The sequence below is a fragment of the Mycobacterium seoulense genome (assembly GCF_010731595.1).
GTDB lineage: Bacteria > Actinomycetota > Actinomycetes > Mycobacteriales > Mycobacteriaceae > Mycobacterium > Mycobacterium seoulense.
This window is the reverse complement of the sequence record NZ_AP022582.1, coordinates 2,978,968-3,004,282: the sequence shown is the minus strand read 5'-3', so window position 1 is coordinate 3,004,282 and position 25,315 is coordinate 2,978,968. Positions and strand designations below refer to the sequence as shown.

At 68.3% G+C, this 25,315-nt stretch carries 25 protein-coding genes, 1 tRNA gene and 2 pseudogenes; 18 read left to right on the top strand and 10 right to left on the bottom strand.

The features are described from left to right. Positions 1-97: 97 nt before the first annotated feature. Together G6N37_RS13715 and G6N37_RS13710 are read right to left on the bottom strand one after the other, a co-directional pair. The gene (locus tag G6N37_RS13715; protein ID WP_163681217.1) at positions 98-1,255 is read right to left on the bottom strand and encodes a PPE family protein; all 1,158 of its coding nucleotides are present in this window, start codon (positions 1,253-1,255) and stop codon (positions 98-100) included. 59 nt (positions 1,256-1,314) lie between these two features. After that, complete coding sequence (locus G6N37_RS13710) at positions 1,315-2,223, bottom strand: PPE family protein, SVP subgroup (protein WP_163681214.1); 909 nt, start codon at positions 2,221-2,223, stop codon at positions 1,315-1,317. Between the two features lie 358 nt (positions 2,224-2,581). Between G6N37_RS13710 and G6N37_RS13705 the strand changes: the two genes are divergently transcribed. Next, positions 2,582-2,658, top strand: a tRNA-Leu gene (locus G6N37_RS13705). Positions 2,659-2,892: 234 nt separating this feature from the next. On the opposite strand, the gene G6N37_RS13700 is transcribed toward G6N37_RS13705, so the two are convergent. Then, a complete protein-coding gene (locus G6N37_RS13700; protein WP_232074976.1) occupies positions 2,893-3,336 on the bottom strand; it encodes a TetR/AcrR family transcriptional regulator in 444 nt (147 codons plus the stop codon). Then, positions 3,337-3,495, bottom strand: a pseudogene (locus G6N37_RS26630) (TetR/AcrR family transcriptional regulator); the annotation flags it as partial. It lies immediately after the preceding gene. A gap of 188 nt (positions 3,496-3,683) precedes the next feature. Between G6N37_RS26630 and G6N37_RS13695 the strand changes: the two are divergent. The 5 genes from G6N37_RS13695 to G6N37_RS13675 all read left to right on the top strand — a co-directional run bounded on the left by G6N37_RS13695 (position 3,684) and on the right by G6N37_RS13675 (position 7,369). Beyond that, positions 3,684-4,445, top strand: a complete 762-nt coding sequence (locus tag G6N37_RS13695; RefSeq protein WP_163681196.1) for a hypothetical protein — start codon at positions 3,684-3,686, stop codon at positions 4,443-4,445. A gap of 373 nt (positions 4,446-4,818) precedes the next feature. Then, positions 4,819-5,295, top strand: a complete 477-nt coding sequence (locus G6N37_RS13690) for a hypothetical protein (protein WP_163681194.1) — start codon at positions 4,819-4,821, stop codon at positions 5,293-5,295. A gap of 72 nt (positions 5,296-5,367) precedes the next feature. Then, positions 5,368-5,670 (top strand): hypothetical protein, encoded by a 303-nt coding sequence (locus tag G6N37_RS13685; protein WP_232074974.1) that lies wholly within the window; start codon positions 5,368-5,370, stop codon positions 5,668-5,670. 9 nt (positions 5,671-5,679) lie between these two features. Next, on the top strand, positions 5,680-6,045 hold the full coding sequence (locus tag G6N37_RS13680) for a DUF732 domain-containing protein (RefSeq protein WP_163681190.1): 366 nt from the start codon (positions 5,680-5,682) through the stop codon (positions 6,043-6,045). Positions 6,046-6,142: 97 nt separating this feature from the next. Next, the gene (locus tag G6N37_RS13675) at positions 6,143-7,369 is read left to right on the top strand and encodes a class I SAM-dependent methyltransferase (protein ID WP_163681187.1); all 1,227 of its coding nucleotides are present in this window, start codon (positions 6,143-6,145) and stop codon (positions 7,367-7,369) included. 76 nt (positions 7,370-7,445) lie between these two features. Here G6N37_RS13675 and G6N37_RS26625 read toward each other — a convergent pair. Next, positions 7,446-7,696, bottom strand: a pseudogene (locus G6N37_RS26625) (chemotaxis protein CheB); the annotation flags it as partial. Positions 7,697-8,049: 353 nt separating this feature from the next. Here G6N37_RS26625 and G6N37_RS13665 point away from each other — a divergent pair. Then, positions 8,050-8,832 carry a hypothetical protein gene (locus G6N37_RS13665; RefSeq protein WP_163681186.1) on the top strand — a complete coding sequence of 261 codons (783 nt, stop codon included), beginning with the start codon at positions 8,050-8,052 and terminating at the stop codon, positions 8,830-8,832. A gap of 15 nt (positions 8,833-8,847) precedes the next feature. Here G6N37_RS13665 and G6N37_RS13660 read toward each other — a convergent pair whose 3' ends face one another. From G6N37_RS13660 to G6N37_RS13650, 3 genes are read right to left on the bottom strand one after another with little or no spacing between them, the layout of a single operon-like run. Next, complete coding sequence (locus G6N37_RS13660; RefSeq protein ID WP_163681182.1) at positions 8,848-9,861, bottom strand: VOC family protein; 1,014 nt, start codon at positions 9,859-9,861, stop codon at positions 8,848-8,850. A gap of 28 nt (positions 9,862-9,889) precedes the next feature. Further along, entirely contained in the window at positions 9,890-10,735 is an 846-nt protein-coding gene (locus tag G6N37_RS13655; RefSeq protein WP_163681179.1) for an alpha/beta fold hydrolase, read from the bottom strand. A 10-nt stretch (positions 10,736-10,745) separates the two neighbouring features. Further along, positions 10,746-12,293: a bifunctional 3-(3-hydroxy-phenyl)propionate/3-hydroxycinnamic acid hydroxylase gene (locus G6N37_RS13650; RefSeq protein WP_163681176.1), complete on the bottom strand. Its 1,548-nt coding sequence runs from the start codon at positions 12,291-12,293 to the stop codon at positions 10,746-10,748. Positions 12,294-12,379: 86 nt separating this feature from the next. Between G6N37_RS13650 and G6N37_RS13645 the strand changes: the two genes are divergently transcribed. From G6N37_RS13645 to dmpG, 4 genes are read left to right on the top strand one after another with little or no spacing between them, the layout of a single operon-like run. Next, positions 12,380-13,036 (top strand): TetR/AcrR family transcriptional regulator, encoded by a 657-nt coding sequence (locus tag G6N37_RS13645; protein ID WP_163681173.1) that lies wholly within the window; start codon positions 12,380-12,382, stop codon positions 13,034-13,036. A gap of 5 nt (positions 13,037-13,041) precedes the next feature. Next, positions 13,042-13,830, top strand: coding sequence for a 2-keto-4-pentenoate hydratase (locus G6N37_RS13640; RefSeq protein ID WP_163681170.1), 789 nt, complete (start codon positions 13,042-13,044; stop codon positions 13,828-13,830). A gap of 17 nt (positions 13,831-13,847) precedes the next feature. Continuing rightward, positions 13,848-14,795 (top strand): acetaldehyde dehydrogenase (acetylating), encoded by a 948-nt coding sequence (locus G6N37_RS13635; protein WP_167527382.1) that lies wholly within the window; start codon positions 13,848-13,850, stop codon positions 14,793-14,795. A 2-nt stretch (positions 14,796-14,797) separates the two neighbouring features. Continuing rightward, positions 14,798-15,823: a 4-hydroxy-2-oxovalerate aldolase gene (gene dmpG, locus G6N37_RS13630; RefSeq protein WP_163681166.1), complete on the top strand. Its 1,026-nt coding sequence runs from the start codon at positions 14,798-14,800 to the stop codon at positions 15,821-15,823. A gap of 34 nt (positions 15,824-15,857) precedes the next feature. Here the strand turns inward: dmpG and G6N37_RS13625 are convergent, their stop codons facing one another. Beyond that, a complete protein-coding gene (locus G6N37_RS13625; RefSeq protein WP_163681163.1) occupies positions 15,858-16,982 on the bottom strand; it encodes an AI-2E family transporter in 1,125 nt (374 codons plus the stop codon). Between the two features lie 299 nt (positions 16,983-17,281). Here G6N37_RS13625 and G6N37_RS13620 point away from each other — a divergent pair, with 299 nt between their 5' ends. The 7 genes from G6N37_RS13620 to G6N37_RS13590 all read left to right on the top strand — a co-directional run bounded on the left by G6N37_RS13620 (position 17,282) and on the right by G6N37_RS13590 (position 24,140). Beyond that, complete coding sequence (locus G6N37_RS13620; RefSeq protein WP_163681159.1) at positions 17,282-18,037, top strand: dienelactone hydrolase family protein; 756 nt, start codon at positions 17,282-17,284, stop codon at positions 18,035-18,037. An 11-nt stretch (positions 18,038-18,048) separates the two neighbouring features. Next, entirely contained in the window at positions 18,049-18,324 is a 276-nt protein-coding gene (locus tag G6N37_RS13615) for a DUF6295 family protein (RefSeq protein ID WP_163681157.1), read from the top strand. After that, positions 18,321-19,094, top strand: a complete 774-nt coding sequence (locus tag G6N37_RS13610; RefSeq protein ID WP_163681154.1) for a DUF427 domain-containing protein — start codon at positions 18,321-18,323, stop codon at positions 19,092-19,094. The genes G6N37_RS13615 and G6N37_RS13610 overlap by 4 nt, the downstream gene beginning before the upstream one ends. 373 nt (positions 19,095-19,467) lie before the next feature. After that, complete coding sequence (locus G6N37_RS13605) at positions 19,468-20,559, top strand: WD40 repeat domain-containing protein (RefSeq protein ID WP_163681151.1); 1,092 nt, start codon at positions 19,468-19,470, stop codon at positions 20,557-20,559. A 145-nt stretch (positions 20,560-20,704) separates the two neighbouring features. Then, the gene (locus G6N37_RS13600) at positions 20,705-22,336 is read left to right on the top strand and encodes a long-chain fatty acid--CoA ligase (protein WP_163681148.1); all 1,632 of its coding nucleotides are present in this window, start codon (positions 20,705-20,707) and stop codon (positions 22,334-22,336) included. A gap of 20 nt (positions 22,337-22,356) precedes the next feature. Next, positions 22,357-23,241, top strand: a complete 885-nt coding sequence (locus G6N37_RS13595) for a class II glutamine amidotransferase (RefSeq protein WP_163681145.1) — start codon at positions 22,357-22,359, stop codon at positions 23,239-23,241. Between the two features lie 29 nt (positions 23,242-23,270). Then, the gene (locus G6N37_RS13590) at positions 23,271-24,140 is read left to right on the top strand and encodes a patatin-like phospholipase family protein (protein ID WP_163681142.1); all 870 of its coding nucleotides are present in this window, start codon (positions 23,271-23,273) and stop codon (positions 24,138-24,140) included. 12 nt (positions 24,141-24,152) lie between these two features. Here the strand turns inward: G6N37_RS13590 and G6N37_RS13585 are convergent, their stop codons facing one another. Beyond that, complete coding sequence (locus tag G6N37_RS13585; RefSeq protein ID WP_163681139.1) at positions 24,153-25,253, bottom strand: patatin-like phospholipase family protein; 1,101 nt, start codon at positions 25,251-25,253, stop codon at positions 24,153-24,155. Positions 25,254-25,315: the final 62 nt, after the last annotated feature.

Genomic DNA, 25,315 nt, shown 5'->3' with positions numbered 1-25,315 from the left:
GTGGCCGCGTTATGGACAGATTACGGCCTACCGGTTAACTGATCGCCTCAAACGGGTGACATGTACCCCCTTATTTCCCGTAGCGGTAATCCCGACATCAGACAACGACCTGCTTGGGCATGACGATCGGCTTGAAGCCGTACCGCGGTCCGGAGCCGTAGGCGCCGGCGCCCTTTGCCGCAGCGGCCATGCCCGGCATTCCGGGCATCGCCGCGACCGGCTCGGCCTCGGCCGCGGCCGTCCACCCCGAGCCCTCGAGCGGAGCGGTGGAGGACGCCAACGACGCCGGGGCGGCCGCATTCCAGCCGGCCGGCACGGACAGCCCGCCGACCGCGGAGGCCTCGCCCAGGGCGGCCGACGCACCCGCTCCCGACACCGAGCCCACCATGGTGCCCTGCACCATCCCGCCCGCGAGGGGAGTGACGGAGTCGGTGAGCGCGAACGGGATCGACGGCACCGAGCCCAGGGTGTGGCCCAGGGACACCGCCGTCGGGATGGTGTTCATGACCCACCAGGCCGCGGTGTTGACCACACCGTTGATGCCGTTGAACACGGACGGGGTGCCGATGAAGTTGTCGATCGAGGACAGCAGGCCGCTGGTCGTGAACGGCAGCGAGGGGGCGGCCGCCGCGGCATTGGAGATGGGAGCTGCCAGCGCCTGGACCGTGCCGCCCGTCGAGTCCGCCGCGAGCGCGGTGCTGTCCGCGGCCGCCGCGGCCGCCGGGTTGGTGGTCGACGTCAGCGGCGTCACCGGTGTCAGGACACCCGCCACGGCCGAGGCCGCCTGGTAGGCGGCCATCATGGCGGCGTCCTGCGCCCACATCGCGGCGTACTGCGCTTCGGTCGCGGCGATCGCGGCCGAATTGACGCCCAGGAAGTTGGTCGCGACCAGTGTCGCCAGCAGCGTCCGGTTGGCCGCGATGACCGGCGGGGGCACCGTCGCCGCGAACGCCGCTTCGTAGGCGGCCGCCGACGCCGTGGCCTGCGCGCTCGCCTGTTCGAGCGTCGTTGCGGTCTCGGTCAGGTAGGCGATGATCGGCTGGGCCGCGGCCGCGGCCGCGGCCGACCCGCCGCCCGTCCACTGCTCGCTGGTCAGCAACGAGATGATCGACTCCCACTGGGTCGCCGTGGCGCTCACCTCGGCGGCCAGGTTGGCGTAGGCCGTCGCGGCCGCCATCAGTGGCGCGGCGCCCGCGCCGGCGTACATGAGCGAGGAGGTGATCTCCGGGGGAACTGCTGCAAAGTCAAGAACCATTGTGTTTCCCGCTCCTTTTGTCTATTGGAATTCGAAGTCTGTGAGGAAGTGGCGAAGGCCTAGACGGCCGTCGGCTTCGGCATGACGATCGGCTTGACGCCATAGCGCGGCGCACCGAAGCCGGCGCTGTTGCGCGCGGCCGCGCCCATCCCCGGCATCCCCGGGATGATGCCCCCGGTGCCGGCCTGCGGCGCGGCGGCGGTCCAGCCCACGGTCTCCAGCGGCGCGGCGCTCGTGCCGACCACCGGGGTGGCGGGGGCCGCCCAGGTCGGCGGCACCGAAAGCTTGCCGACCAGGCTCGCCTGGCCCGCCGCGGCCATCGGCATCGCACCCATGCCGGCCATGCCGCCGCCGGCCATCGGCGCCGTGGTGTCGGCGAGGCCGGCCGCGTCGGCGGCCGAACCGGCGGCGTCGGCGGCGGAGGTGTCGAGCAGGCCGCCACCGGCCAGGCCCAGTAGGTCGGAACCCGCGGAGGCCCAGTTGCCGAAACCGATGTTGCCGATGTTGGCGCCGTTACCCGACAGGCCGAAGATCCCGCCGAGCATGTTCGGGTTGGTGCCGTTGCCGGTGCTACCGAGGAGGTACGCCAGCCAGTCGAGCGGAGTGTTGGACGGCGTGGCGGCCGCGGCGGCGGGAGCGGCCGCGGCAGTGGGATCTGCGGCGCTCGCGAGAGTGGCCTGGGCGGCATTGATGGCCTCGGTGTCCCCGTAGCTGCCGGAGCTGATGCCCAGGGTTTGCGCGTACTGCTCCAGCTGAGCCTGCGCCTCGGTGGCGATCGCCTGGTACTGGGTGCCGTACGCCGAGAAGATCGCCGCCTGCTGGGCCGACACCGGGTCGGCGGCAGCGGGAGCGATCACCGTGGTCGCCGCCGCGGCGCCGGCGTTCTGCGCCGCCAGGTTGGTGTTGATCCCCGACAGCAGCTGCTCCGCAGCTAACATCTCTTCTGTCTGAGTCGTCAGAAATGCCATCTATTGCTCCCTAGTGTTCGGAAACGGCCGACCCCCATGCGGTGGATCGACCCTGAGTGTTCGCGTAACGGCCCCTGTGCGTTGGCGTAACACTAACGACCCCCGAGTCCACGTTCCCGGCCGAAAGGGCCGGGGTGACAGCCGTTTACGGCTTCTTAACGAGGAGGCCGGTAGTTTTAACACGGTCCTGCCGGACGACATAGCGGTGTGATCTGTCATCTGCCGGAAAGCCATGGTTAAGCGGCGTGGGCGCGGATCGTAGCCGATGGCTGCCCGCGGCGCATGGCGTGAATTTCCCTCAACTTCAGCGGGATGCGATGTCCCGGATTCGGCGGCCGCGCGCTAGATTCGCCGCCGAGCCCCCATAGCCCAATTGGCAGAGGCAGCGGACTTAAAATCCGCCCAGTGTCGGTTCGAGTCCGACTGGGGGCACCAGTTCAGGACCAATAACGGCAAGTCAGCGATGCCTGACTGCCTTCGATAAGGCTTTGGGGGCCGTTGAGGCTCGCGCGGCGGCGCAGCGTCAGCTTGAGTGTGGGCGCAGTTGCAGAGTTCGAGCGGTCGATGATTCTTGAAGCTCAGCGGCCTGCGTACTCGACAGTGACGCTTGCCAAGGTGCAGATGTGCGTCCGCTCGGCCTGCTTGCGAGAGCCGAGCCACCGGGGCCGGTCAGGAATGCGCGTCAATCAGGTCGGCAACCGCCTTCTGCGCGTCCCTCCAGGTCAGGGGAGGCGCGGCGAACATCTCGGCGATCATCATCGCTACCGGCGTGGTCCAAAGAAGCATGCCCAACGCGATGGCATGCTCACGGTCATTCCCGGTATTCAGACGGGCGGTCAACGCAGCCAAGGCCGCGCCGAGACGACCCATGTGTTGGCCACGAAGGCGGCCACGCAAGTCTTTGGCTGCGATCAGAATCTCCAATCCCGCCATGGCCTTTGGATTGGCGAATGCCTTCCACGTCGCCTGCACCAAGTCTTCGGTGGCGATGACCCGCTCAGGATCGGCCAGCGCCTCAAGCGATGCGACGAGACGGTCAACGGCATCTTCAATCACCGCAGTCAGCAGACCATCCCGATCCCCGAAGTGGTGCTGAATGACGCCCCAACTCACCCCGGCTCGTTCGATGATGTGTCGAGCACTCGCCGCTGAGAAGCCTTCCTCGCGAATGCAGCGAACCGTCTCATCGATTAGCAGTTCTCGGGTCCGGTCCCCCCGCTGCTGTCGACCAGCAATCGGGCGACGCGGAGCGGTGCGTCTCCCTCCGGTCACAGTCGCAGTCCGCGCTGCTCACCGCGTTCCCTCATCGAGATCAGCTTAGACATTGCCCGAAGTTCCTGTGTCCGCGCCCGTAGGCGCTCACCTGCGCGAAAGCGCCGGAGCGACCCTTGCTACTAAAACATGGCGTGTGCCATGCTTTGCCACAGTACAGTCTCCCAACCCCTGCGAAAGCCGAACCCATGACTGAGACGATCAGCGTCCCCGACAAGCAAGGTTCCCCGGCGAAGCCCGGACTCTCGTCACTGCAAAAGTCGCTGTTCGGCGTCCTGGCGTTCTTCTTCGTCATCCACATCGTGTTCTGGTACCTCGAGTTTCATGGCGGGGTCTCCCACGTTGTCGCGTCCACCACGCTGGTCGTCTTCGTCGTTGGCTGTTTCGTGACCGCACTTGCGCTGCCGTGGCTGCCGCTGCCCGGCCAACGTGACCGCTCGAAGGCGGAACGGCTCAGTGCGATGGTCATCGTCTGGGTCTTCATCGCGTTGATCCCACGATTCATCTGGGAACTGCCGTGGCTGTTGTTCTTCGACCAGATCAGGAACGGTGTCCAGCATGGTGCCCTCTGGACGTACATGTGGGCGCCCATACTGCTCGGCGGCGATGCTCGCTACCTCAATGGCGACCCGCTGATCGTCGTTCTTGAGTGGATCGCCTTCTTCGTCGGATTATTCGAGGCGTATGCGATGGTGCAGTTCTTCCGCCACGGCAAGCGGTTCACCAGTACCCAACTCTCGTTCATCATGGCCGGGATGATCGTGGAGGTCACGCTGCCAGCGGTCTACTTCGGGGTAGAGATCGCAAACAACCTGCACAGCATGAGTAGTCCCATCGAGATGTGGGTCAAGTTCGTAGTCCTGAACCTCTTGTGGTGCACCATGCCCTTCGTCACCTACTTCTGGGGCGTTCGCAGGCTGGCCCGCCAAGACCTTGCCGTGAAGTTCTAGGCCCGCTCGACAAGCCCGCGCAGGCCGCCGCGAGACGGCTGTAAACAAAATGTATGCACACAGCTTCCAAACGCTCCCAACCTCGCAAACGCAAAGCATTCGATAGATGCAGTTCAACAGCCAGTTCTGCAATCGTTCCAACGGATGTCAACGCTTGCAAACGCTCAGATAGACGGACTTAAAATCCGCCCAGTGGCGGTTCGAGTCCGACTGGGGGCACGAGCGTCCGCGCAGCTCAGGGCAACGTCTGCAGGTACAGCCGATCCAGCAACCGGATCGGGGTCATCGTGCTACCAGAGGTAGAGCCTTTATGCCCTGGCTGGCGAGCGTCGTCGGGGCGAAGGATCACCGGTTACAGGGTTGAGGAGGCCGGGTGATCAAGCAAGCCATAGTGGGCGCTGCGGTGGTTCTGTTCGTCGGTGGCTGCTCACCTGGAACGCACAACAGCGGTGGCGGCACCACCACCACCACAACAACGTCCCACGCTCAGGCCGTGCGCGCATGGGTCGAACTGACCAAAGACCACATGCAGGACTTGGGCATCGCCATGGGCAAGGCCACCTTAGCCATCGGTAGCCAGGACTACCCCGCTTTGGGAGCGGCCTGCCACGAGGGCCACGAGGCAGCGAGCTTCCTGCAGGGGCACGTGCCGTCCCCTGACAAGGAACTCACCGACGCGCTGCAAGCCAGTCTCGACGACTTCGACGCCGCGTCCCACTTCTGCGTCGCGGCGATCGAGGACCACGACCCGAACGAGGCGCGCCATGCCGGCGAATTCATGAATTCCGCCGAGGGGCATCTCACCACCGCCACCGCCGTCCGCGACCGCATTGTCAACGGAGCCCCGTAGGTCGTCGCGAGCACGTCGGCGATGCCGACAGTGACGTTTAGCGACTTCGTCGCAACGGAGAGAGGAAGAGAAATGAATCGCGAAGTGAGCAAGTTCTTCTGCGGAGCGTTCGCCGGGATCGCCTACGCGCACGCGGGCTACGCCATCGCCGCGTCCAGCGGCATCATCGACGAGCCCATCTTCCTCGGCAGGAGGTGGGGCGTCGGATTCATGTGGACGGAGGCCGCCGTCTACACCGCGATCAGCGCGGCTCTCGGGTACGCCGGCTGGCGTCGCCAACCCGTCACGCTGCGAGAGGTGAGCGCACCGGGGACCGAAGGGCAGACCACGCTCGGTACGGGCGTGGCGAAGGCCCCCGTGTCTTCGTGGAATTGATCGGGCCGGATGACCGCCCGTCGTGGGAAGTGGCGGGCTGCCTGTGCGGTCCTGCTGTTCGCCACCGTGCCCCTCTTCTCGGCGTCGGCAGCGGCGGATCCGGCCGATGACGCGTTCATCGCGTCGCTGGCGAACTACGGGATCGAGGTGCGAGACAGCGGCACGGCGATTGCGATGGCCCACCGGGTGTGCACGGGGTTCGACAACAACGCGAATGCCAGCGTCCTGGCGATGAAGGTGAAGCGCGACACCGATCTTTCGATGAGAGAGTCCAGCTACTTCGTCGGCCTCTCCGTGGCCGCGTACTGCCCGCAGTACCGGGGACAAATCGACAGCTCGCTGATTTGGCTGATTCCCGGGCCCCCGTTGATGTGAGCGCGACGGCTGGTCGGGTGGCGCAACGTCGGCAGGCCGAGGCGCGCCGGGCGCAGTAAGTTGGTCGCCACCGCCACCGCAAAGGAGTTGCGCCGAAGTGACCGACGATCCGCGGGGCGACGGCGTCTCCCGTCAATACGATCGGTGGGAGTACCCGCCTCCGGTGACCGATCTCGCGGCGTGGAGCAAGAACCACTGGGATTGGTTCGATCCCTTCTGGGCGCACCGGGTGTTGTGGCCGGACCGGGAGTACAAACCGGACCTGGACATTCTCATCGCGGGTTGCGGCACCTTTCAGGCGGCGCTTTTTGCCTTCATGAACCGCTCCGCCACGGTGGTCGCGATCGACGTCAGCCGGTCAGCGCTCAAGCACCAGCAATATCTGAAAGACAAGCACGGCCTGGGCAACCTGGAACTGCATCTGCTTCCCATCGAGGAGGTGCCGACACTTTCCCGCGACTTCGACCTGATCGTCTCCACCGGCGTCTTGCACCACATGGCCGATCCGCTGGCCGGGCTCAAAGCGCTGGGCGGGTGTCTGCGCACAGATGGGGCGCTGGGCGTGATGCTGTACGCGAGGTACGGCCGGCTCGGCGTCGACATGCTCGAATCGGTCTTCCGAGACCTCGGCCTCGGACAGGACGACGCCTCGGTCCAATTGGTCAAAGAGGCGATCGCGGTGCTACCGGCGGATCACCCCGTGCGCACATATCTGAAGGGCACGCGTGATCTGGTGTCCGACGGCGCCCTGGTCGACACCTTCCTGCACAGTCGGCAGCGCAGCTACACCGTCGAGGAATGCCTGGACCTGGTCAGCTCGGCGGGGCTGGCATTCCAGGGCTGGTTCCACAAGACGCCGTACTACCCGCACGACTTCGTCGCGCCGGTCAGCCAGTTCCAGGAGCTGCTCAACCGACTGCCCGACGTCAAACTCTGGTCGGTGATGGAACGCCTGCAGCCGGCGAATGCCACCCACTTCTTCATCGCCTGCCGGCCCGAACGGCCGCAAGAGCATTACGCAATCGATTTCTCGAGCGCCGCAGCGCTCGACTACGTCCCGTTACTGCGCACGGCCTGCCTGCTGTCCGGGGACGAGATCCACCTGCCCGGCACGAAGCTGAAGCTCAACCCGGCTCAGCTGCCCTTCGTTGCGCAGGTCGACGGCCGTCGCCCGATTCGGGAGATCATCGCGAACGTTGCGCAGCGTGGGGACGTCGGCCCGGAAAACACCGATCTGGTAAAGGAATTCGGGCGCAAGCTGTTCGAGTCGCTGTGGCGGCTGGACTTTCTGGCGATGGCCCTGAACACGAACCCGTCGGGATAGCTGCCGACACGTTCAGATGCATCCCCGACATCAGGACACCGATCGCGCGCGGCCCGTAGTCCAGCGCGACGTACCGCAACAGCGCATCGATCTCCGGTCGGCGACCGCTCTCCGGCGGCCCATCCGACAGTGCCACCCGGTGGTCGCGGGCAAGCAGATGGTGGTCGGGCACCGCGGCGTATATCCGCCCGGCCTCCAGGACCGCCCCGTCGACGCCGCGACCGCCGGCAACGGGCCGCTTCGCGCGACGATCTGCGCCAGCAGGGAAGGCGCTCCCCGACCCATGTGAATGACGATCATGACGGCGAATGGGAAGTCGGGCGGCATGCCCGCCGCCAGTTCGCACAGCGCCTCGATGCCGCCGGCGGAGGCGCCGATCGCCACCACGCCCTCAGCGGGTGTTGCCGTGCGCTCCATGACTCGACCTAGCCTTGCCCCGCCTGGCTCACGGTTCGGAAGAACCCGCCACCGTCCGCAGGCGTGTGTCTTCCAGACTGGCCTCGGCGGGAGTCGACGCCAAGGGCAATATGCCCTTTCCTGGCCCACGATCGGCAAAGCCCTTGGCCGCGCGGCGATCACGACGATCAGCGCGGCTTGACGGTGGTTGCCCGGACTCCCGGACCAAATTTTGGGCCTGCCGCCGACACTGGGGTGAATCGTCACTCATACACTGACCCATCGTGGGCATGCTGTTTGGTCTTGCGCCGTGGATCGTTTATTGGGTGCTCGTCGGAAACGTCCCGTCCGGTGCCGCCGCGCTGGCCGGCCTCGCGGTCGCGGCCATCGCGCTGGCGATCGGCGCCGGCGCCGGCAAGCCGGAGCGGACGCTCGAAATCGGTTCTGCCGCAGTGTTTGCGGTAGTGACGGTGCTGACATTCGCGCTCGGCTTGCCGTTCGCCCAGCGCTGGATGCTGCCGCTCAGCACCGCCGGCCTGCTGGTGGTGGCGCTGGTCGGCACGCTGACCGGCAAGCCGTTCGTGCGCGCGTTCGCGGCCGCAGAACAACCCGCCGACGTCGTCAAGACCGAGCTGTTCGGCCGGACCGTCGGCGTCCTGAACTGGACCTGGGTGGCGACGGCGGCCGGCATGACGGTGTCGTCGGCGATCCCGCCGATCGTGCGGGGTGACTCCACGATGCTGGACAGCAGGGCTCCGTTGTCGTACCTGTGTTACTGGCTGATTCCGTTCACGCTGTTTGGCCTGGCGGCGTTGGCCTCGCGGTTGGTGCCCGCGCGGATGCTGATCGGTATCGACGACATGGAACGGGAGACCTCGTTCGTCGCCTACGACGAAGCCACGATCGACGAGCTGTACTTCCTCGCCCAGGAACACGCGAACCGGGAGGTCGGCCCCGGCAAGGAGGCCTACAACGTCAAGGTCGGGGGCATGGGCACCCCGTTGACGGGGGACGAGTCGCGCAAGTCGTGGCCGTCGACCTACAAGGTGCGCGACAAGCGGCGCTGAACGCGCCTCCAGCCGCTAGTCGTCGGCGATCCCGGGTGAGCTGAGCGCCGCGACCGTGTCTTCCCGGTGGCGTAGCGAGCGCGCGGCCACCGCGAACTGGTTGAGCTTGTCGATGACGGTTTGCCCTTCCGGCGTGTGACCCCAGATGCTGATCCCCTGGTGGGTAGTGGGCTTCCAGGTGGCTTCGTCGACGACGATCGGATTCCACCCGACCTCCCATTCGAATCCCGACGGCGTCAGGGCGTAGTAGGACAGCTCCTTGTCGTTGGTGTGCTGGCCGACCGACAGGGCCATGCCGAACCCCAGTTCCTTGACCCGCTGGTAGGAGCTGACCATGTCGTCGAGCGTGGCGACCTGGACGTTGACGTGCTGGACACGGGTGCGAATCGGGTTGACCGGCAGCGCATTTACCGATCCGATCGCCACGGAGTGGTGACGCTCGTTGACGCGGAGGAACCGGATCTTGAGCTTCAGCCCGTTGATGGTCTCGTCGATGTAGTCCGAGAGGCGCGCGTCGAAGACGTGGCTGTAGTAGCCGCGCAGTTGGTGTGGCTTCTTCGTCGGGAGGGCGACGTGGCCCATTCCGCTTGCGCCGGTGACGAATCCGCTGCCCGGTATGTCCAGGGACAGCGGCGCGGTCCGGGCGGTCGTGTAGATCTCCTGGGCGAGCCCGTTCGGGCCGGGAAACCGCAGGAAGCGCTCGACACCGCGCAGCTTCGCGTCTTCGTCGGTGCCCTCGACGCTGGGCACCCCGTGGTCGGCGACACGGCGACTGATCTCGTCGAACGTCGCATGGCCGTCGAGCTGCCAACCCAGCGCAACGACGTCTTCCGCCGGACCCCGTCGCAGCAGCACGCGACATTCGTTGGCGTCGAGGCGGAACCTGACGGTGTCGGGTGCCATCTCGTCGAGGTGCATTCCGAGCGCGTCGCGGCCGAAGCGCTTCCAGTCGCTGATCTTGTTGGTCTCGATCACGACGTAACCCAGGTGTACACTGCCGAACAGCGAAGGCTTTCGAATGGTAGACATCTTTGATCCTTGTATTGGTCTGCTGTGATTAGGTTTTCAAGAACGCGGCGGTGACCGCGTTGAACAGTTCGGCGCGCTCCCACTGGACCCAGTGGCCGGTGTTCGCGGCGATCAGGACGTCGGCGTTGGGCATCCGCTCGGCCAGCATCGCGGCGCCGCTGGGTTTGTTCACCTTGTCGTCGCGGCCCCAGACGATGAGCGTGGGCGTCGCGAGGCTGCCGAGCCGGTGGTCGCGGGTGAAGTCCATCCGCCACAGGGTGCGCAACCCCGAGGGGCGTTGCAGCGGCGGGTTGGCGATGACCTCGGGGTCGATGGACGCCTGATAGCGGGACTCGATCAGCGAGTCCGGCACGGCGTCGCCGTCGTGCACCAGGTACGAACGGATGAACGTGCGCAGCTTGTCCAGGCTCGGTCCGTCGCCGCGGTAGTAGGCCAGCAGGCTCCGCAGACCGTCGCTGGGCAGCCCGCGGCTCGTCCCGACGCCGCCCGGCCCCATCAGCACCAGCTTGTTCACCCGGTACGGGGTGTCGAGGGCCAGCCGCAGCGCGCACGACCCGCCGTAGGAGTTGCCGACGAGGTGGGCGCTGTCGATGCCGAGCTCGTCGAGCATGCCCCGGATGTGATCGGCGAGGTATCCGAACGGATCTCGCCGGTCGACGCCCTTGGTGGAGCGGCCGTAACCGGGCATGTCCGGAACGACGACGCGGAAGTTCTCGGCGAGCGGCTCGATGTTGCGGGCGTAATTCGATAGGCCCGACGCGCCCGGTCCGCCTCCGTGCAGGAGTACGACAGCCGGGCCGCTGCCGGTCTCGGCGACGAAGATGTCCTTGCCTCTGACGCTTATGGTGCGTTCGGTGATCGTGTTCGTGGGCACTGGACTTTCCTTACGACTTGAAGCCCGCCGGCGGCGGCGGCAGGGGTTGACCGTCGGCGGCGCCGGCGTAGACGAAGCCGTCCGGCCGCACCACCAGCGCCGACGCGCCCTTCTTGTGCAGCCATGCGGTCAGTGACCCGTCGGTGTCGACGATGCAGTCGGCGCGCGGTGCGCTGCCGGGCGGGATGACCTCCAAGGCGGGCACGCCCGCGGCCCGCCAGTCCGGCCCCTCGGATGTGCGTCCGGTGTGCAGCACGGTCCAGCGGCCGCCGACCACGTCGTCGAGACGGACGCTGTCACCCTTTTCGTCGCGGACCCGGGGCTGGGGGATGAGCCAGCCGACGGCGCCGTTCCCGTTGCGCGCCAGCAGGCCGTCCCGGTAGCGGGCGTCGGGCAACCAGCGGTGGTCGCGCAGCCAGGTGAGGAAATAGGGCACCTTGCTCGCGGCGCGGAAGAGGTGATTGCGGGCCGCCGCGCGGAAGCGGTTGCGTTCGATGATGAGCTTGCCGGTCTTCACCGCGCGGTTGGTCACCTCCCTCACGTGCGGCAGCCGCTCGGTCTGGTAGGTGTCGAGGACGGATTCCGGCAGCGACCCGTTCAGCACGGCCCCGAGCTTCCAGCACAGGTTCGCCACGTCCCGCACCCCCGCGCACATGCCCTGGCCGATCCACGGGGGCATCGCGTGGGCGGCGTCGCCGGCCAGGAAGATCCGGCCCACCCGCCACCGGTCGGCGAAGCGAACGTGGTGGCTGTAGCAGGCGAAGCCCAAAATCCGCACGTCGTCCGGCGTTATCCCCTGGCCGCGCAGCACCTTCCAGATCGCGTCCTCCGACAGCAGGTCGCGCTCGTCCTCCTCGTCGCGCACCGGGAACTCCCAGCGGTGGTGTCCCAGCGGGGTGGGGCAGTCGACGGTCGGCCGTTCGGGGGTGCAGTGGAACCGAAGCCGGTCGTGCCCGGGCCATTCCTTCAGCACCTTGGTGTCGATGACGATCCAGCGCTCAGCGAACGTCCGGCCGCCGAACCCGACACCCAGCTGGGCGCGGGTCGCGCTGGACCCGCCGTCGGCGGCGATCACGTACGTGGCGCGGATGCGCCGGAATTCGTCGGTGGTCAGATCGGCGAGCATCAACTCGACGCCGTCGTCTCGCGGGACCAGTCGCAGGCATTCGTGCTGGAGCAGGACGGACACGTTGGGGAAGCGGTCGACCCCTTCGCGCAGCACCTTCTCCAGCGCGGGCTGGTAGATGAACTGCTGCGGCGGGTGCCCGTTACCCCTCGACACGGGCAGCAGCCTGACGAAGGGCACGCCCTTGGCGTCGACGAAGCTCGCGCCGCAGCCCGGCTGCATGTCGGCGTTGAGCCGGTCCGCCAGCCCGACCTGCTGCCAGATGCGAACCACCTCCTCGTCGATCGAGATGGCGCGCGCCCGCGCATAGATGTCGGGGTCACGTTCCACCACAACCACATTCAGGCCCAGCTGGCCCAACAGGTTCGCCGCGGTGCAGCCGACCGGGCCGTAGCCGACGATCGCCACGTCATAGGTCTTTCGGTCAGTCATCTCGGCTCCTTCGCCGGGCTTGTTAATGTAGTGATCCATACAGTAAGCTCTTGTAGCGTGACCGTCAACACCCCAAAGGAGGCAACGTGACCGCCGACGCCGGTAGCACCGACTCCGCCGGATCCCGCACCCGCCGACGCACCCGGGCAAACGGGGAACAGTCGCGTGAGCGGATCCTCGACGCGGCCACGGAGGTCGCCACCGAACGCGGCTACGAAGGCACCACGATCTCCTTGGTCAGCAAGAAAAGCGGCCTGCCGCCGACATCGATCTACTGGCACTTCGCCGACAAGGACGACCTGATAGCCGCGGTCATCGAGCGCAGTTTCGGCCGGTGGCTGGCGGCGCTGGACCTGCCCGGCGGCTCCCTGGTTCAGGAGCGGGTAACCGAACTCGGGACGCAGGTGGCCAAGGCCCTGCTCGATGCGCCCGACTTCATCCGCCTCGGCCTGATGCTGGCGTTGGAGCGCCGCCCGGTCGAGCCGCGGGCGAGAGAGATGTTCCTACAAGTTCGCGACGCGACCTTTCACCGGTTCGAGGCGGTCGTGCGCGACGTCGCGCCCGGGCTCGATGACGAGAACGTGCGCCTGCTGACCACCTACGCGATCGCCGGAGCCGACGGGCTGTTCATCGCCAAGGAAGTCGGCGGCGACTCGGTTGACCTGATCAAGCTGTTCGACCTGCACGCCCGCCTGGTCTTCCAGTCGGCGACCCGGCTACTGGAGTCCGGAGAATTCGCATGATCGAGATGACCGCCCGAGACGCCCGGCTGGACGAGGCCGCTCGGCGGTTGTACGCGGCGCAGGCGAACAGCAGCCCGATCCCTCCGCTCACCGAGTCGTACCCGAGCCTCGGTGTGGCCGAGGCCTATTCGGTGCAGCGCCGCAACCTCGCGCGCCACCTCGGCGCGGGCGCGCGGCTGCGCGGCCACAAGATCGGGCTGACCTCCGCGCCGATGCAGGCACTGCTGGGTGTCAGTGAGCCCGACTTCGGCTACGTCCTGGACAGCATGGTGCTGGCCGAGGGGACGACGGTGCGGCGGGCCGCGTTCTGTACACCGCGGGTGGAACCCGAAGTGGCGTTCCTGCTGCGGGCACCGCTGCGCGGTCCGGGGGTGACGGCCGCCGAGGTGATGGCGGCAACCGAAGCGGTGGCCGCGGCGCTGGAGATCGTGGACAGCCGCATCGCAGACTGGCGAATCACCCTGGCGGACACCGTCGCCGACAACGCCAGCTCCGGCGCGGTAGTGCTGGGGCAGTGGGTGCCGATCGCGGACGCGCCGCCCCTGCCCGGCACCACCGCGGCGCTCTACCTGAACGACACGCTCGCCGAAACGGGCTGCGGCACCGCCGTCATGGGTGACCCTGCGGTGGCCGTCGCCTGGCTGGCCAACGCCCTGGCCGAGTACGGAACGGCGATCGAGGCCGGGCAGTTCGTGATGTCGGGCTCCTACACCACGGCCGCGTTCGTCGAGGCCGGCGACCGCGCGGCGGCCTCGATCACCGGCCTCGGCGCGGTCAGCGTGAGTTTCGAGTGAGCGAAAAGGAAAGCCCCATGGCCGGTCGGCAATTCCCCGTGGCGATCATCGGGTCGGGCAACATCGGCACCGACCTGATGCTCAAGATCCGCCGCGGCGGGGGACCGCTGACGATGGCGGCGATGATCGGTATCGACCCCAACTCCGACGGGCTGGCCCGGGCGACACGCCTGGGCGTTCCGACGTCATCGGAGGGCGTCCACGGGCTGCTGGCCATGCCGGGCTTCGAGCAGATCCGCTTGGTGTTCGACGCCACCTCGGCGGAGGCCCATGTCGAACACTGGGAGGAGTTGCGCCACAACGGAGTCCGCGTCCTCGACCTCACCCCGGCCGCCATCGGCCCGTTCTGCGTCCCGGTGGTCAACCTCGAAGATCATCTCGACGCGCCGAACCTCAACATGGTGACGTGTGGCGGGCAGGCCACCGTGCCGGTCGTGGCCGCGGTCAACCGGACGGCGCCGGTGGCCTACGCCGAGATCGTCTCGTCGATCTCCTCGAAGTCCGCGGGCCCGGGTACCCGCGCCAACATCGACGAGTTCACCGAGACCACCGCCACCGCACTGGAAGTCGTCGGCGGAGCGCGGCGGGGCAAGGCGATGATCGTCCTCAACCCCGCAGAACCGCCGATCCTGATGCGCAACACGGTGTATTGCCTCGTGGAAGGCGACTGCGACCACGCCGCCATCGAATCGTCCATCGCGGCGATGATCGAGCGCGTCCGGTGCTACGTGCCCGGCTACCGGCTCGCCCAACCGGTGCAGTTCGAGACGTTCGGGCCCGACGGCCCGCTGCACATTCCCGAGACGGGGAAGTTCATCGGCACCCGCGTCACCACCCTGCTGCAGGTGACCGGCGCCGCCGATTACCTGCCCGCCTATGCCGGAAACCTCGACATCATGACCTCCGCGGCGCTGGCGACCGCCAAAAGCATTGCCGCGCACTCATTGACGAACGTGGGAGGGTGATCGTGACCCAGCCGATCTACATCAGCGACGTCACGTTGCGCGACGGGATGCACGCGGTCCGCCACCAGTACACGCTGCGCCAGGCCGCCGAGATCGCCGCGGCGCTGGACGCGGCCGGCGTGGACTCCATCGAGGTTGCCCACGGCGACGGGCTGGGCGGCTCCAGCTGCGTGTACGGGTTCGGCGCACACACCGACCTGGAGTGGATCGAGGCAGTCGCCGGGGCGGTCCGCCGCGCCAAGATCGCCACGCTGATCCTGCCGGGCATCGGGACCGTTCGCGACCTCGCCGCGGCGCACCGGTCCGGGGCCGCCGTGGTGCGGGTCGCCACCCACTGCACCGAGGCCGACATCTCCGCGCACCATATCGCCGCCGCCCGCGAGCTGGGTATGGACACCGTCGGCTTCCTGATGATGAGCCACCTGACCACCCCGCAGGCCCTGGCCGAGCAGGCGAAGCTGATGGAGGAATACGGGGCGGGCTGCGTGTACGTCGTCGACTCCGGCGGTGCAATGACCATGCGCGATGTCGCCGAGCGCGTCGACGCGGTGCGCCAAACGCTCTGTGCTGAAACCGAAGTCGGCATCCACGCGCACCACAACCTCGCCCTGGGCGTGGCCAACTCGATGGTCGCCGTCGAGCACGGGTGCCGGCGCGTCGACGCATCCCTGGCCGGCATGGGCGCCGGCGCGGGCAACGCCCCGCTGGAGGTCTTCATCGCGGCCGCCACCCGGATGGGCTGGGAACACGGCTGCGACCTGAACGCCCTCGAGGATGCCGCCGACGACCTCGTCCGCCCGCTGCAGCAGCGCCCGGTGCGCGTCGATCGCGAGACGCTGACGCTCGGCTACGCCGGCGTGTACTCCAGCTTCCTGCGTCATGCCGAGGCCGCGGCCGAACGGTTCGGCGTCGACGCGCGCTCCCTGCTCGTCGAGGCCGGCCGCCGCAGGATGGTGGGCGGGCAGGAAGACATGCTCGTCGACATCGCCCTCGACCTCACCGGGGTCCGCGAGGCGGCCCGGGCGTAAAGCGCCTTCGCTCACAACGGCTTTCGGTACCATCTCACGCCTCGTCCAGCGCGGGAAACAGCAGTTCCTGCGCGAGCAGCTGCAGGGCCGCCGCGAGCGGGATCGCCACCAGCGCCCCGACCACGCCCAACCACGCGGCGCCGAGCAACACGGCGACCACCGTGACGCCGGCCGGGACCCGGACCGCCCGGCCAACGATCCTGGGGGTCAGCAGATAATCCTCACCCAACCGAAATCCCATGTAGAAGGCGACGGTCGCGATGGCGACCGGGATCGAGACGCTGAGCGCGACCGCTGCGACGATGAATCCGCCAACGGTTGAGCCGTAGGGGAACAGGTCCAAGACGGCCACCACCACCCCCAGCAGGACCGCGTAGGGGACGTCGAGCAGGACACACCAGACGAAGGTGGCGAATCCCGCGATGACCGACGTCAGCACGTTGCCGAAGAGATAGGCACCGAACTTCGCCACCACCTCGTCGCCGATGAGGATGGCGCGCGGCCGCCGGGAGTTCGGCATGAGCCGGTAGAAGCCGGCCCGGATGCGGCGCATATCGGCGATGAAGTAGATGGTCAGCATGGCCACGACGCCGACATGGGACAGGACACCGAACACCTCTGACCCGGTCCGCAGGATCCCCGCGAAGGTGAAACGGCCGGAGCCACTGACCATCTCGGTGATCCGCTGTTGCAGGTGGATCCGCTCGTCGAGCCGGCCGATGAGCGACGAGCGATCGTGGGCGTGCTGCAGGTAATGCGGCAGTTGCTCGACGAGCTGGCGCGCCTCCTGGACCAGCGGGGGTATGGTCGCGGCCACCGTCCCGGCGATGAGGGCGAAGACGGCCGCGACCACGACCGTGACCGCCGCCCAGCGCGGCAGCTTGTGATTGACGAGCCACGACACGGCCGTCTCGAGCCCGAGCGCGAAGAACATCGCCACGCCGATCAACACCAGTACGGACGACATCGACCCGAGGACGCGCACCGCCGCGTACGTCACGGCCACGCCGGCCGATGCGGTCAAACCCATGACGAACGGTGAACGCCGGTCGAACCGCTGTCCCCGCCGGCCGAAACGGTGCCCGGCGGAACGCAACCGGGCGGCTCGTTGTTCGGCCTCGACGATCGCCCCCTCGTCCTCGCGATGCGGCTGGCCCACCAGCCGGTGATGACCCTGATCTCCGGGATGGTGTGGCGGGTCTCGATGTTCAGCGCTGTCAACCACGTGCAGTGCCCCAATCATCCGCGCGGCCGGTTCTCGCCCGGCGTCTCCTACAGCGTGACGTCCGCGAGGGGTAAGAGGTCGCATGACACGCGCGTCGAGCCGTGCAGCGCAGTCGGTCGGCCCTCCCCGTCGCGCGGGTGTTCCGATACGTTGGTGTCCGGCGGGGCGGCCCGACCAGCCGCATGCGCTCCGCGTCCGGTTGCGGCCCGACCAGGGAGGCCCGAAGGATAGCCATGAACGCGCTCAGCCCAGACGCGATTCGCGCGGAAACCGTCACCATCACCGGCCACGGCGGCGACGAGATCGAGGCATACCGCGCCACGCCCCTCGCCGAGGGGGCACGCGGCGGAGTCGTGTGGATCCACCACATGCCCGGCTATGACCGCGAGACCAAGGAGTTCGTCCGGCGCCTCGCCGTCAGCGGCTACCACGCGGTGGCCCCGAACCTGTATTCGCGTGAGGCACCGGGCGCGTCGCCCGACGACGCGGCCGCGGCGGCGCGCGCGGCCGGCGGGGTCCCCGACGACCGGCTCGTCGGCGACGTCGCGGGCGCGGTCGAGCACCTGCGCACCCTGCCGGGCGCCAACGGGCGGTTCGGCGTGATCGGGCACTGCTCGGGCGGGCGGCACGCGTACCTGGCGGCGTGTTCGCTGCAGTTCGACGCCGTCGTGGACTGTTACGGCGCCTTCATCGTCGAGGATCCGCCCGAGGGCATGCCCAAGACCATGAAGCCGATCCTGGAGTTGGCGCCGAACCTGAGCTGCCCGTTGCTCGGCCTGTTCGGGCTCGACGACCGATTCCCGTCGCCCGCCTCGGTGGCCGCGCTGGACGAGAAGCTCAACCAGCTGAACAAGCCGCACGAGTTCCACTCCTATGCGGGCGCGGGCCACTCGTTCTTCTCGGTCGATCGCCCCGCGTACCGGCCGGAGGCGGCGGTCGACGGCTGGCGCCGCATCGATGCCTTCTTCGCCACCCACCTGAAAGGCTAGGTTTGCCCGCCATGTGCACCCATCGCACCGAACATGTCGCGATCGACGGCAGCGGCAAGGGCCCCACGGGGTGGTTCGCCGCCGGCCGCGCGACGGTCTACGTCGACCACCCGGTCCACGCGCCCTACGGCCACACCGTCAACATCGACGTGATCAACCCGGCGCTCGGGCCGTCGGCGCGGGTGGCGCTGGAGCTCACCGAGGAAAGCGCCCTGGCGCTGGCCGACGCGATCCGGTCGGCGATCGCCCACGCTCCGGCCGGCCTGGCCGCCAAGGGTCAGCCGTGACCGCCGGGCGTGACTACCCCCAGGCGGCGGCCGCCCGTGGCCGGGTCGAGCCCGCGCCGCGCCGGGTGCGCGGCTATCTCGGCGACGCGCTGGTGTTCGACACCACCGCCGCCCGCTATGTGTGGGAGGTCCCGTACTACCCGCAGTACTACATCCCGTTGACCGATGTCCGGGCGGAGTTCCTGCGCGACGAGAACCATCCGCAGAAGGTGCAGTTCGGTCCGTCGCGGTTGCACGCCCTCGAGGGCGCCGGCCAGACCCACCCGTCGGCCGCACGGGTCTTCGACGCCGAGGGTGACAGCCCCGTGGCCGGGACGGTGCGCTTCGAGTGGAATTCGTTGCGGTGGTTCGAGGAAGACGAGCCGATCTACGGGCATCCGCGCAACCCCTACTCGCGGGTTGACGCGTTGCGCTCACACCGGCGTGTTCGGGTGGAGCTGGACGGAATCGTGCTGGCGGACACCGGATCTCCGGTCCTTCTATTCGAAACGGGTTTACCCACAAGGTATTACATCGATCCGACGGATATCGCGTTCGAGCATCTCGAGCCGAGCGCGACGCAGACGCTGTGCCCTTACAAAGGGGTGACGTCGGGTTACTGGTCGGTGCGCTCGGGGGAGGTCCTGCATCCGGACCTGGCTTGGACTTACCACTACCCGCTGCCCGCCGTCGGCCAGATCGCCGGTCTGGTGGCGTTTTACAATGAGAAGCTCGACATCATCGTCGACGGCGCCGCCCTGCCCCGGCCGCAAACCCAATTCAGCCCGTGAACGCCGTGTGATCTTTCCCTCTTTGCCGGCTGATACTGAGAGTTTCTTATCTTGGACAATCCTGCGGTGCTGAGCGGGGACGTTAGCGGCGGATGCGAAATCCGCCGGGTGCGCGTTTGCGTCAGTTTCGCTACGGGTAAGCGACTGCGATACAGCGTAATTGAAAGCCTGTGCAGAACCTGAGCGTGGGGAGTGACGTAGCTAACGTCGGGGGATTTCGGACCGGTTGACGCGAATTCTGGCCGGTAGACTCGTAAAACCAGTCGCGTCGGCGCCTTCAGGTGCTGAGATCCGGTGGATCCGGAGGCCGAATTGTCGCGCAAGTCCCGGCGACTTTTTCTCCGCGCCGACGACATAGCAAAGGCGGTACAGCGTGAGCCCTTTGAACGGCCGCAAGGCCTTCCAGGACGACCCGGACGAGCGGGTGTTCCAACTCGACGAGACCTCGGCAGTCCACATTCCGGTGCGAAACGGTCCGGTCAGCGACATCGGCATCAGCCCCGACGGCAGCCGGCTGGTCGTGGCCAATCACGGCCGTGGCACGGTCTCCATCGTCGACCCCGATGCCCGCCTCGTGGTGCAGACCCTCGGCCTCGACGAGCCATTCGCGATCGCCCTGAGCGGCGGGGACGCCCCGCGCGCCTACATCAGCACCGCAACCTCGTCGTATGACTCCGTCGACGTCGTCGACGTCGCCGCGAACGCGCACGTCGCGACTCATCCGCTCGCCCACAGCGTGAGCGACCTGGCCGTGAGCGCCGACGGCAGGTTCGTCTACGCCGGACGGAACCACGCCCGCGGCGCCGACATCGCGGTCGTCGACACCGCCACGGATGACGTCGACGTGATCGAACTCGCGACCGCGCCCGGGACCACCGTGGACTGCGTGCGCATCAGCCCCGACGGGGGCCACCTGTACGCGGCCACCAACGGGCCCTCCGGTGGCCAATTGGTCGTCATCGACACGCGAGCGACCTCCGACGGCGCCGACGGCGGCGGCTCGGGCATCACCGGCGCCTACGAGCTGGGTTTACCCATCCGCGACGTCGCGCTGACCGCCGACGGCGGCACGGCCTATGTGGCCAGTTGCGGGCCGGTGGTCGGCGCGGTGCTCGACGTCATCGACACCCGAACCCGCAAGATCACCGCCACGCGCAAGCTCAGCGAGGTCGCGGGCCCGCTCACCCTCACCCGCGTGGCACTCAGCCGCGACGGCCGCCGCGCGTACTTGGTCAGCGACGACCGCGTCGCCGTCGTGTGCACGCAGACCCTCGACGTCGTCGGGGATATCAGGGCGGCGAATCACCCGTCCTGCGTGGTCGAAAGCCCCGACGGCAGATGCCTCTACATCGCCGGCCATTCCGGTGTGGTGACCGTCGTGCCGATCGCCGCGCGCGGGGGACCGGCCGAGGCGCCGACCACTTCCCTGCCCGAGCCGGTGTGGCGGGAACCCGTACTCGCCTAGGGTAATTGCTCACGCCGGTGCCGAACGCGGGCTTAGGGTGGAGGCTGCCGACGGCTGATCGCTGCCGGCCCCGGACGCTGCCACCTCGTGGCTCGGAGGGTTGACATCAGGCGACGCTGCGCCGCGATTCAAAGGCGGTACCTCGATGGACAGCACGATGCAGGACTTTCCGTTGACGATCACCGCCATCATGCGGCACGGCTGCGGTGTGCACGGCGCGCGCACGGTCACCACCGCCACCGGTGACGGTTACCGGCGCATCACCTACCGAGAGCTCGGTCAGGACGCCGCCCGGCTGGCGAACGGGTTGCGGCGCCTGGGCATCAGCGGGGACCAGCGGGTGGCGACGTTCATGTGGAACAACGCCGAACACCTGGCGACCTACCTGGCCGTGCCGTCGATGGGTGCGGTGCTGCACACCCTCAACATCCGCCTCTTCGCCGAGCAGATCGTCTACGTCGCGAACGAGGCCGAAGACCAAGTGGTCCTGGTCGACGTGTCGCTGGCCAGGCTGCTCGCCCCCGTGCTGGGCGAGCTCAAGACCGTGCACACCGTGATCGTGGTCGGGGAGGGTGACACCGCCGCCTTCGAGGGCGCCGGCAAGACCGTGCTGCGGTATGGCGACGTGCTCGCCGATGAGTCGACCGAATTCGACTGGCCGCAGATCGACGAGAAGTCCGCCGCCGCAATGTGTTACACGAGTGGCACCACCGGAAACCCGAAAGGTGTTGTCTACAGCCACCGTTCGAGCTACCTGCACACCATGGCGGCCTGCACCACCAACGGCATCGGCGTGGGTGCCGTCGACAGCGTGCTGCCCATCGTGCCCATGTTCCACGCCAACGCGTGGGGCCTGCCCTACGCGGCGTTGATGGCCGGCGCCGATCTGGTGTTGCCCGACTGCCATCTCGACGCGCGGTCGCTGATTCGCATGGTGGAGGACCTGCGACCGACCGTGGCGGGCGCGGTGCCCACGATCTGGAACGACGTCTTGCATCGCCTGGAGGAAGAACCCGGCCACGACATGTCGTCGCTGCGGCTGGTGGTCTGCGGCGGCTCGGCCGTTCCGGTGTCGCTGATGCGCACCTTCGAGGAGAACCACGGCGTGCAGATCCGGCAGCTGTGGGGGATGACGGAAACCTCGCCGCTGGCCACCATGGCGTGGCCGCCGCCGGGCACGCCCGCCGACCAGCACTGGGCGTTGCGCGCCACCCAGGGCCAACCGGTCTGCGGTGTGCAAATGCGGATCGTCGACGACAACGGCCGGGTGCTGCCCACCGACGGTGACGCGGTGGGCGAGGTGGAGGTCCGCGGCCCGTGGATTGCCGGCTCGTACTACCTGACGGCCGACGACGCGAAGTTCGACTCCGGCTGGTTGCGCACCGGCGACGTGGGACGGATCGACGAGCGCGGTTTCGTCACGCTGACCGACCGGGCCAAGGACGTCATCAAGTCCGGTGGGGAGTGGATCTCCTCCGTCGAGCTGGAAAACAGCCTGATCGGTCACCCGCATGTGGTCGAGGCCGCGGTGGTGGGGGTGCCCGACGAGCGGTGGCAGGAGCGGCCCCTGGCGGTTGTGGTGGCCAAGGAAGGCACCACGGTGAGCGCCGAGGACCTGCGGAAGTTCCTGGCGGAGAAGGTGGTTCGCTGGTGGCTGCCCGAGCGGTGGGCGTTCGTCGAGGAGATTCCCCGCACCAGCGTGGGCAAGTACGACAAGAAGGCCATCCGGGCGCGCTACGCCGAGCACGGCTACTGGGTGGTCGAGGCGCGCGACTGACGCTGGGTACCGTCGAGGCCATGTGTCGACTTTTCGGGCTGCACGCCGGGACGGACGTCTGCACCGCGACGTTTTGGTTGTTGGACGCCCCCGACAGCCTCGCCGACCAAAGCAGGAGGAACCCGGACGGGACGGGCCTGGGCGTCTTCGACGAGCGTGGCCGGCCGCGGCTGGACAAGCAGCCCATGGCGGCCTGGGCGGACGCCGCGTTCGCCACCGAAGCGCACGAGTTGACCGGCACCACCTTCATCGCGCACGTGCGATACGCGACGACCGGTTCGCTCGACATCCGCAACACCCACCCGTTCCTGCAGGACGGCCGGATCTTCGCGCACAACGGCGTGCTGGAGGGGCTGGACGTCCTCGACGAACGGTTGCGCGAGGTCGGCACCGACGATTTGGTCCTCGGCGACACCGACTCCGAGCGGGTGTTCGCGTTGATCACCGCGTCGATCCGGGCGCTCGACGGTGACGTGAGTGCCGGGCTGGCCGACGCGATGACATGGCTGGCGGCCAATGTGCCGATCTATGCGGTCAACGTGCTGCTGAGCACCGCGACCGACGTGTGGGCCCTGCGGTACCCCGAAACCCACGAACTCTACGTGTTGGACCGGTCCGACGGCGTGGCAACGCAAGCCCCGGAATTCGACATGCGCACCAAGCGAATTCACGCGCGATCCCAGCATCTGTGCAGCCGGGCGTCGGTGGTGTTCGCGACCGAGCGCATGGACGACGACCAGCGCTGGCGTCTGCTCGAGCCGGGCGAGCTGGTCCACGTCGACGCCGCGCTGCACGTCGACCGCAGGGTGATCCTGCCCCACCCGCCCGCGCGCCTGCTGCGGCGGGAGGATCTGAGCGCGCGGGTGCGGGACGCGCAACACGCGCTGCCGAGCGCCCGCCGTTAGCCCGATCCGGCCTGGCAGAGTGGGTGGGCGTGACAACCAGACGGGCGCTCGTGCTGGCGGGCGGGGGGATAGCTGGAATTGCCTGGGAGACAGGCGTTTTACGTGGCATCGCCGACGAGTCGCCGACGGCTGCCGGGCTGCTGCTGGATTCGGAGGTGCTGGTCGGGACCTCGGCGGGTTCGGTGGTCGCCGCGCAGCTCGGCAGCGACAGCCCGCTTGACGTGCTGTTCGACCGGCAGGTCGCCGAATCGTCGCCCGAGATCGATTCCGGGGTGGACGTCGACGACATCACTGAAATGTTCCTCGCGGCCCTCGCCGAGCCCTACGCCGACCCCTCGGACAAGACCCGGCAGCAGATGCAGCGGATCGGTGCCGTCGCGCTGGCGACCAAGACCGTCCCGCCGGCGGTGCGCCGCCGGGTGATCGCGCAGCGGTTGCCGTCACACGACTGGCCCGACCGGACGCTGCGGATCACCGCCATCGACGTCAGCACCGGGGAATTGGTGGTTTTCGATCGCGACTCCGGCGTCGACCTCGTCGACGCCGTGGCGGCCAGCTGCGCGGTGCCCGGGGCGTGGCCGCCGGTGGCGATCGCGGGCCGACGCTACATGGACGGTGGGGTCGCCAGCTTGGTCAATCTCGGTGTGGCCGGCGATTGCGACGCGGCGGTGGTGCTGGTGCCCGCGGGCGCGGACGCGCCGTCGCCGTTCGGCGCCGGGCCCGCCGCGGAGATCTCCTCCTTCCCCGGCGCGACGCTCGCGGTGTTCGCCGACTCCGACTCGCTGGCGGCGTTCGGGCCCAATCCGTTGGATCCGGCGTGCCGCGTCGCCTCGGCATCGGCGGGGCGCGAGCAGGGCCGCCGCGAAGCCCGGGCCGTCGCGCGGTTCCTGGGCGTCTGACCGCGGGACCGGTTACGTTGTGGCGGCGCCCTTTTCACCCCTGGCCGCGGGCAAGGCGGCGCGGTCGTTCTCGAAGGCGTCCAGCGCCTCCTCCGCCAGCGCACGGCCGACGCCGATCACCTCGGCCGCCCGGTGGAATTCCAGGCCCCGGCAGATCGAGCGTGGGACCTCGATCAACAGGTCGGGCGGGTAGACCGCCAGCATGTGGCGGGCCAGCGCGGCCTGGGCGATGTCGATCGTCCGATTCATCACCTCGAAACTGCCCAGCTTCGGGACTTCGGCTGCGACAGCGGCCAGTTCACCGGCCGTATCGTCCTCGGCCGCGGACTCCGCGCCGTCCGGATCGTCCGACCAGCCTTCCGCGTCCGCGGGGGACGCGCCGAATCTGCCCAGGACGGCGCGCGCGGTCGGCCGGTCGAGCACCGACCGGGCCGCGGAGGTGTCGAGCAGCGCGGACGTGCTGCGCACCATGCGGTTCAGCCACTCGGCGGTCACCCCGGACTCCGCGTCGCGGGAGGCGATCGCCTCGCTGCCGCTGAGGCTCACCGCGATCGTCACGTCGGCGTCGACCGCCGACAGGGGTGCCATCGGCAGCGGGTCCAGGATGCCGCCGTCGGCAAGCAGTCGCCCGTTCACTTCGTGCGGGGCGATCACGCCCGGTATCGCGATGGAGGCGCGGATCGCCTCGTCGACCGGGCCGTGCTGAAACCACACCGACTTACCGGCCAACAGGTCGGTCGCCACCGCGGTGAACGGGATGGGCAGCTGTTCGATGGCGACCGGGCCGAGAATGTCACGCACGGCGTCCAGGATCTTCTCCGCCCGCATCACCCCGGCCGCGCTGATCGAGAAGTCCAGCAGCCGCAGGATGGTGCGTTGGGTCAGGGACTTCGCCCAGTCGGCGAACTCGTCGCGGCGCCCGGCCGCCTCCAAACCGCCGACCAGCGCGCCCATCGACGAGCCCGCGATCCCCACGATCTCGTACTCCCGGGCGCGCAGCGCTTCGATCACCCCGATGTGGGCGTAGCCGCGGGCACCGCCGCTGCCCAGCGCCAACGCCACGCGCGTCGGTGACGATCGGCGCGCGGGCCCTCCGCCAGGTCCGTCCGGCATCCCTTCATTCTGCGCGGCGCCGCGGTCCGGTGACGGCCGGGCCGCCCACTTTATGTACGCGT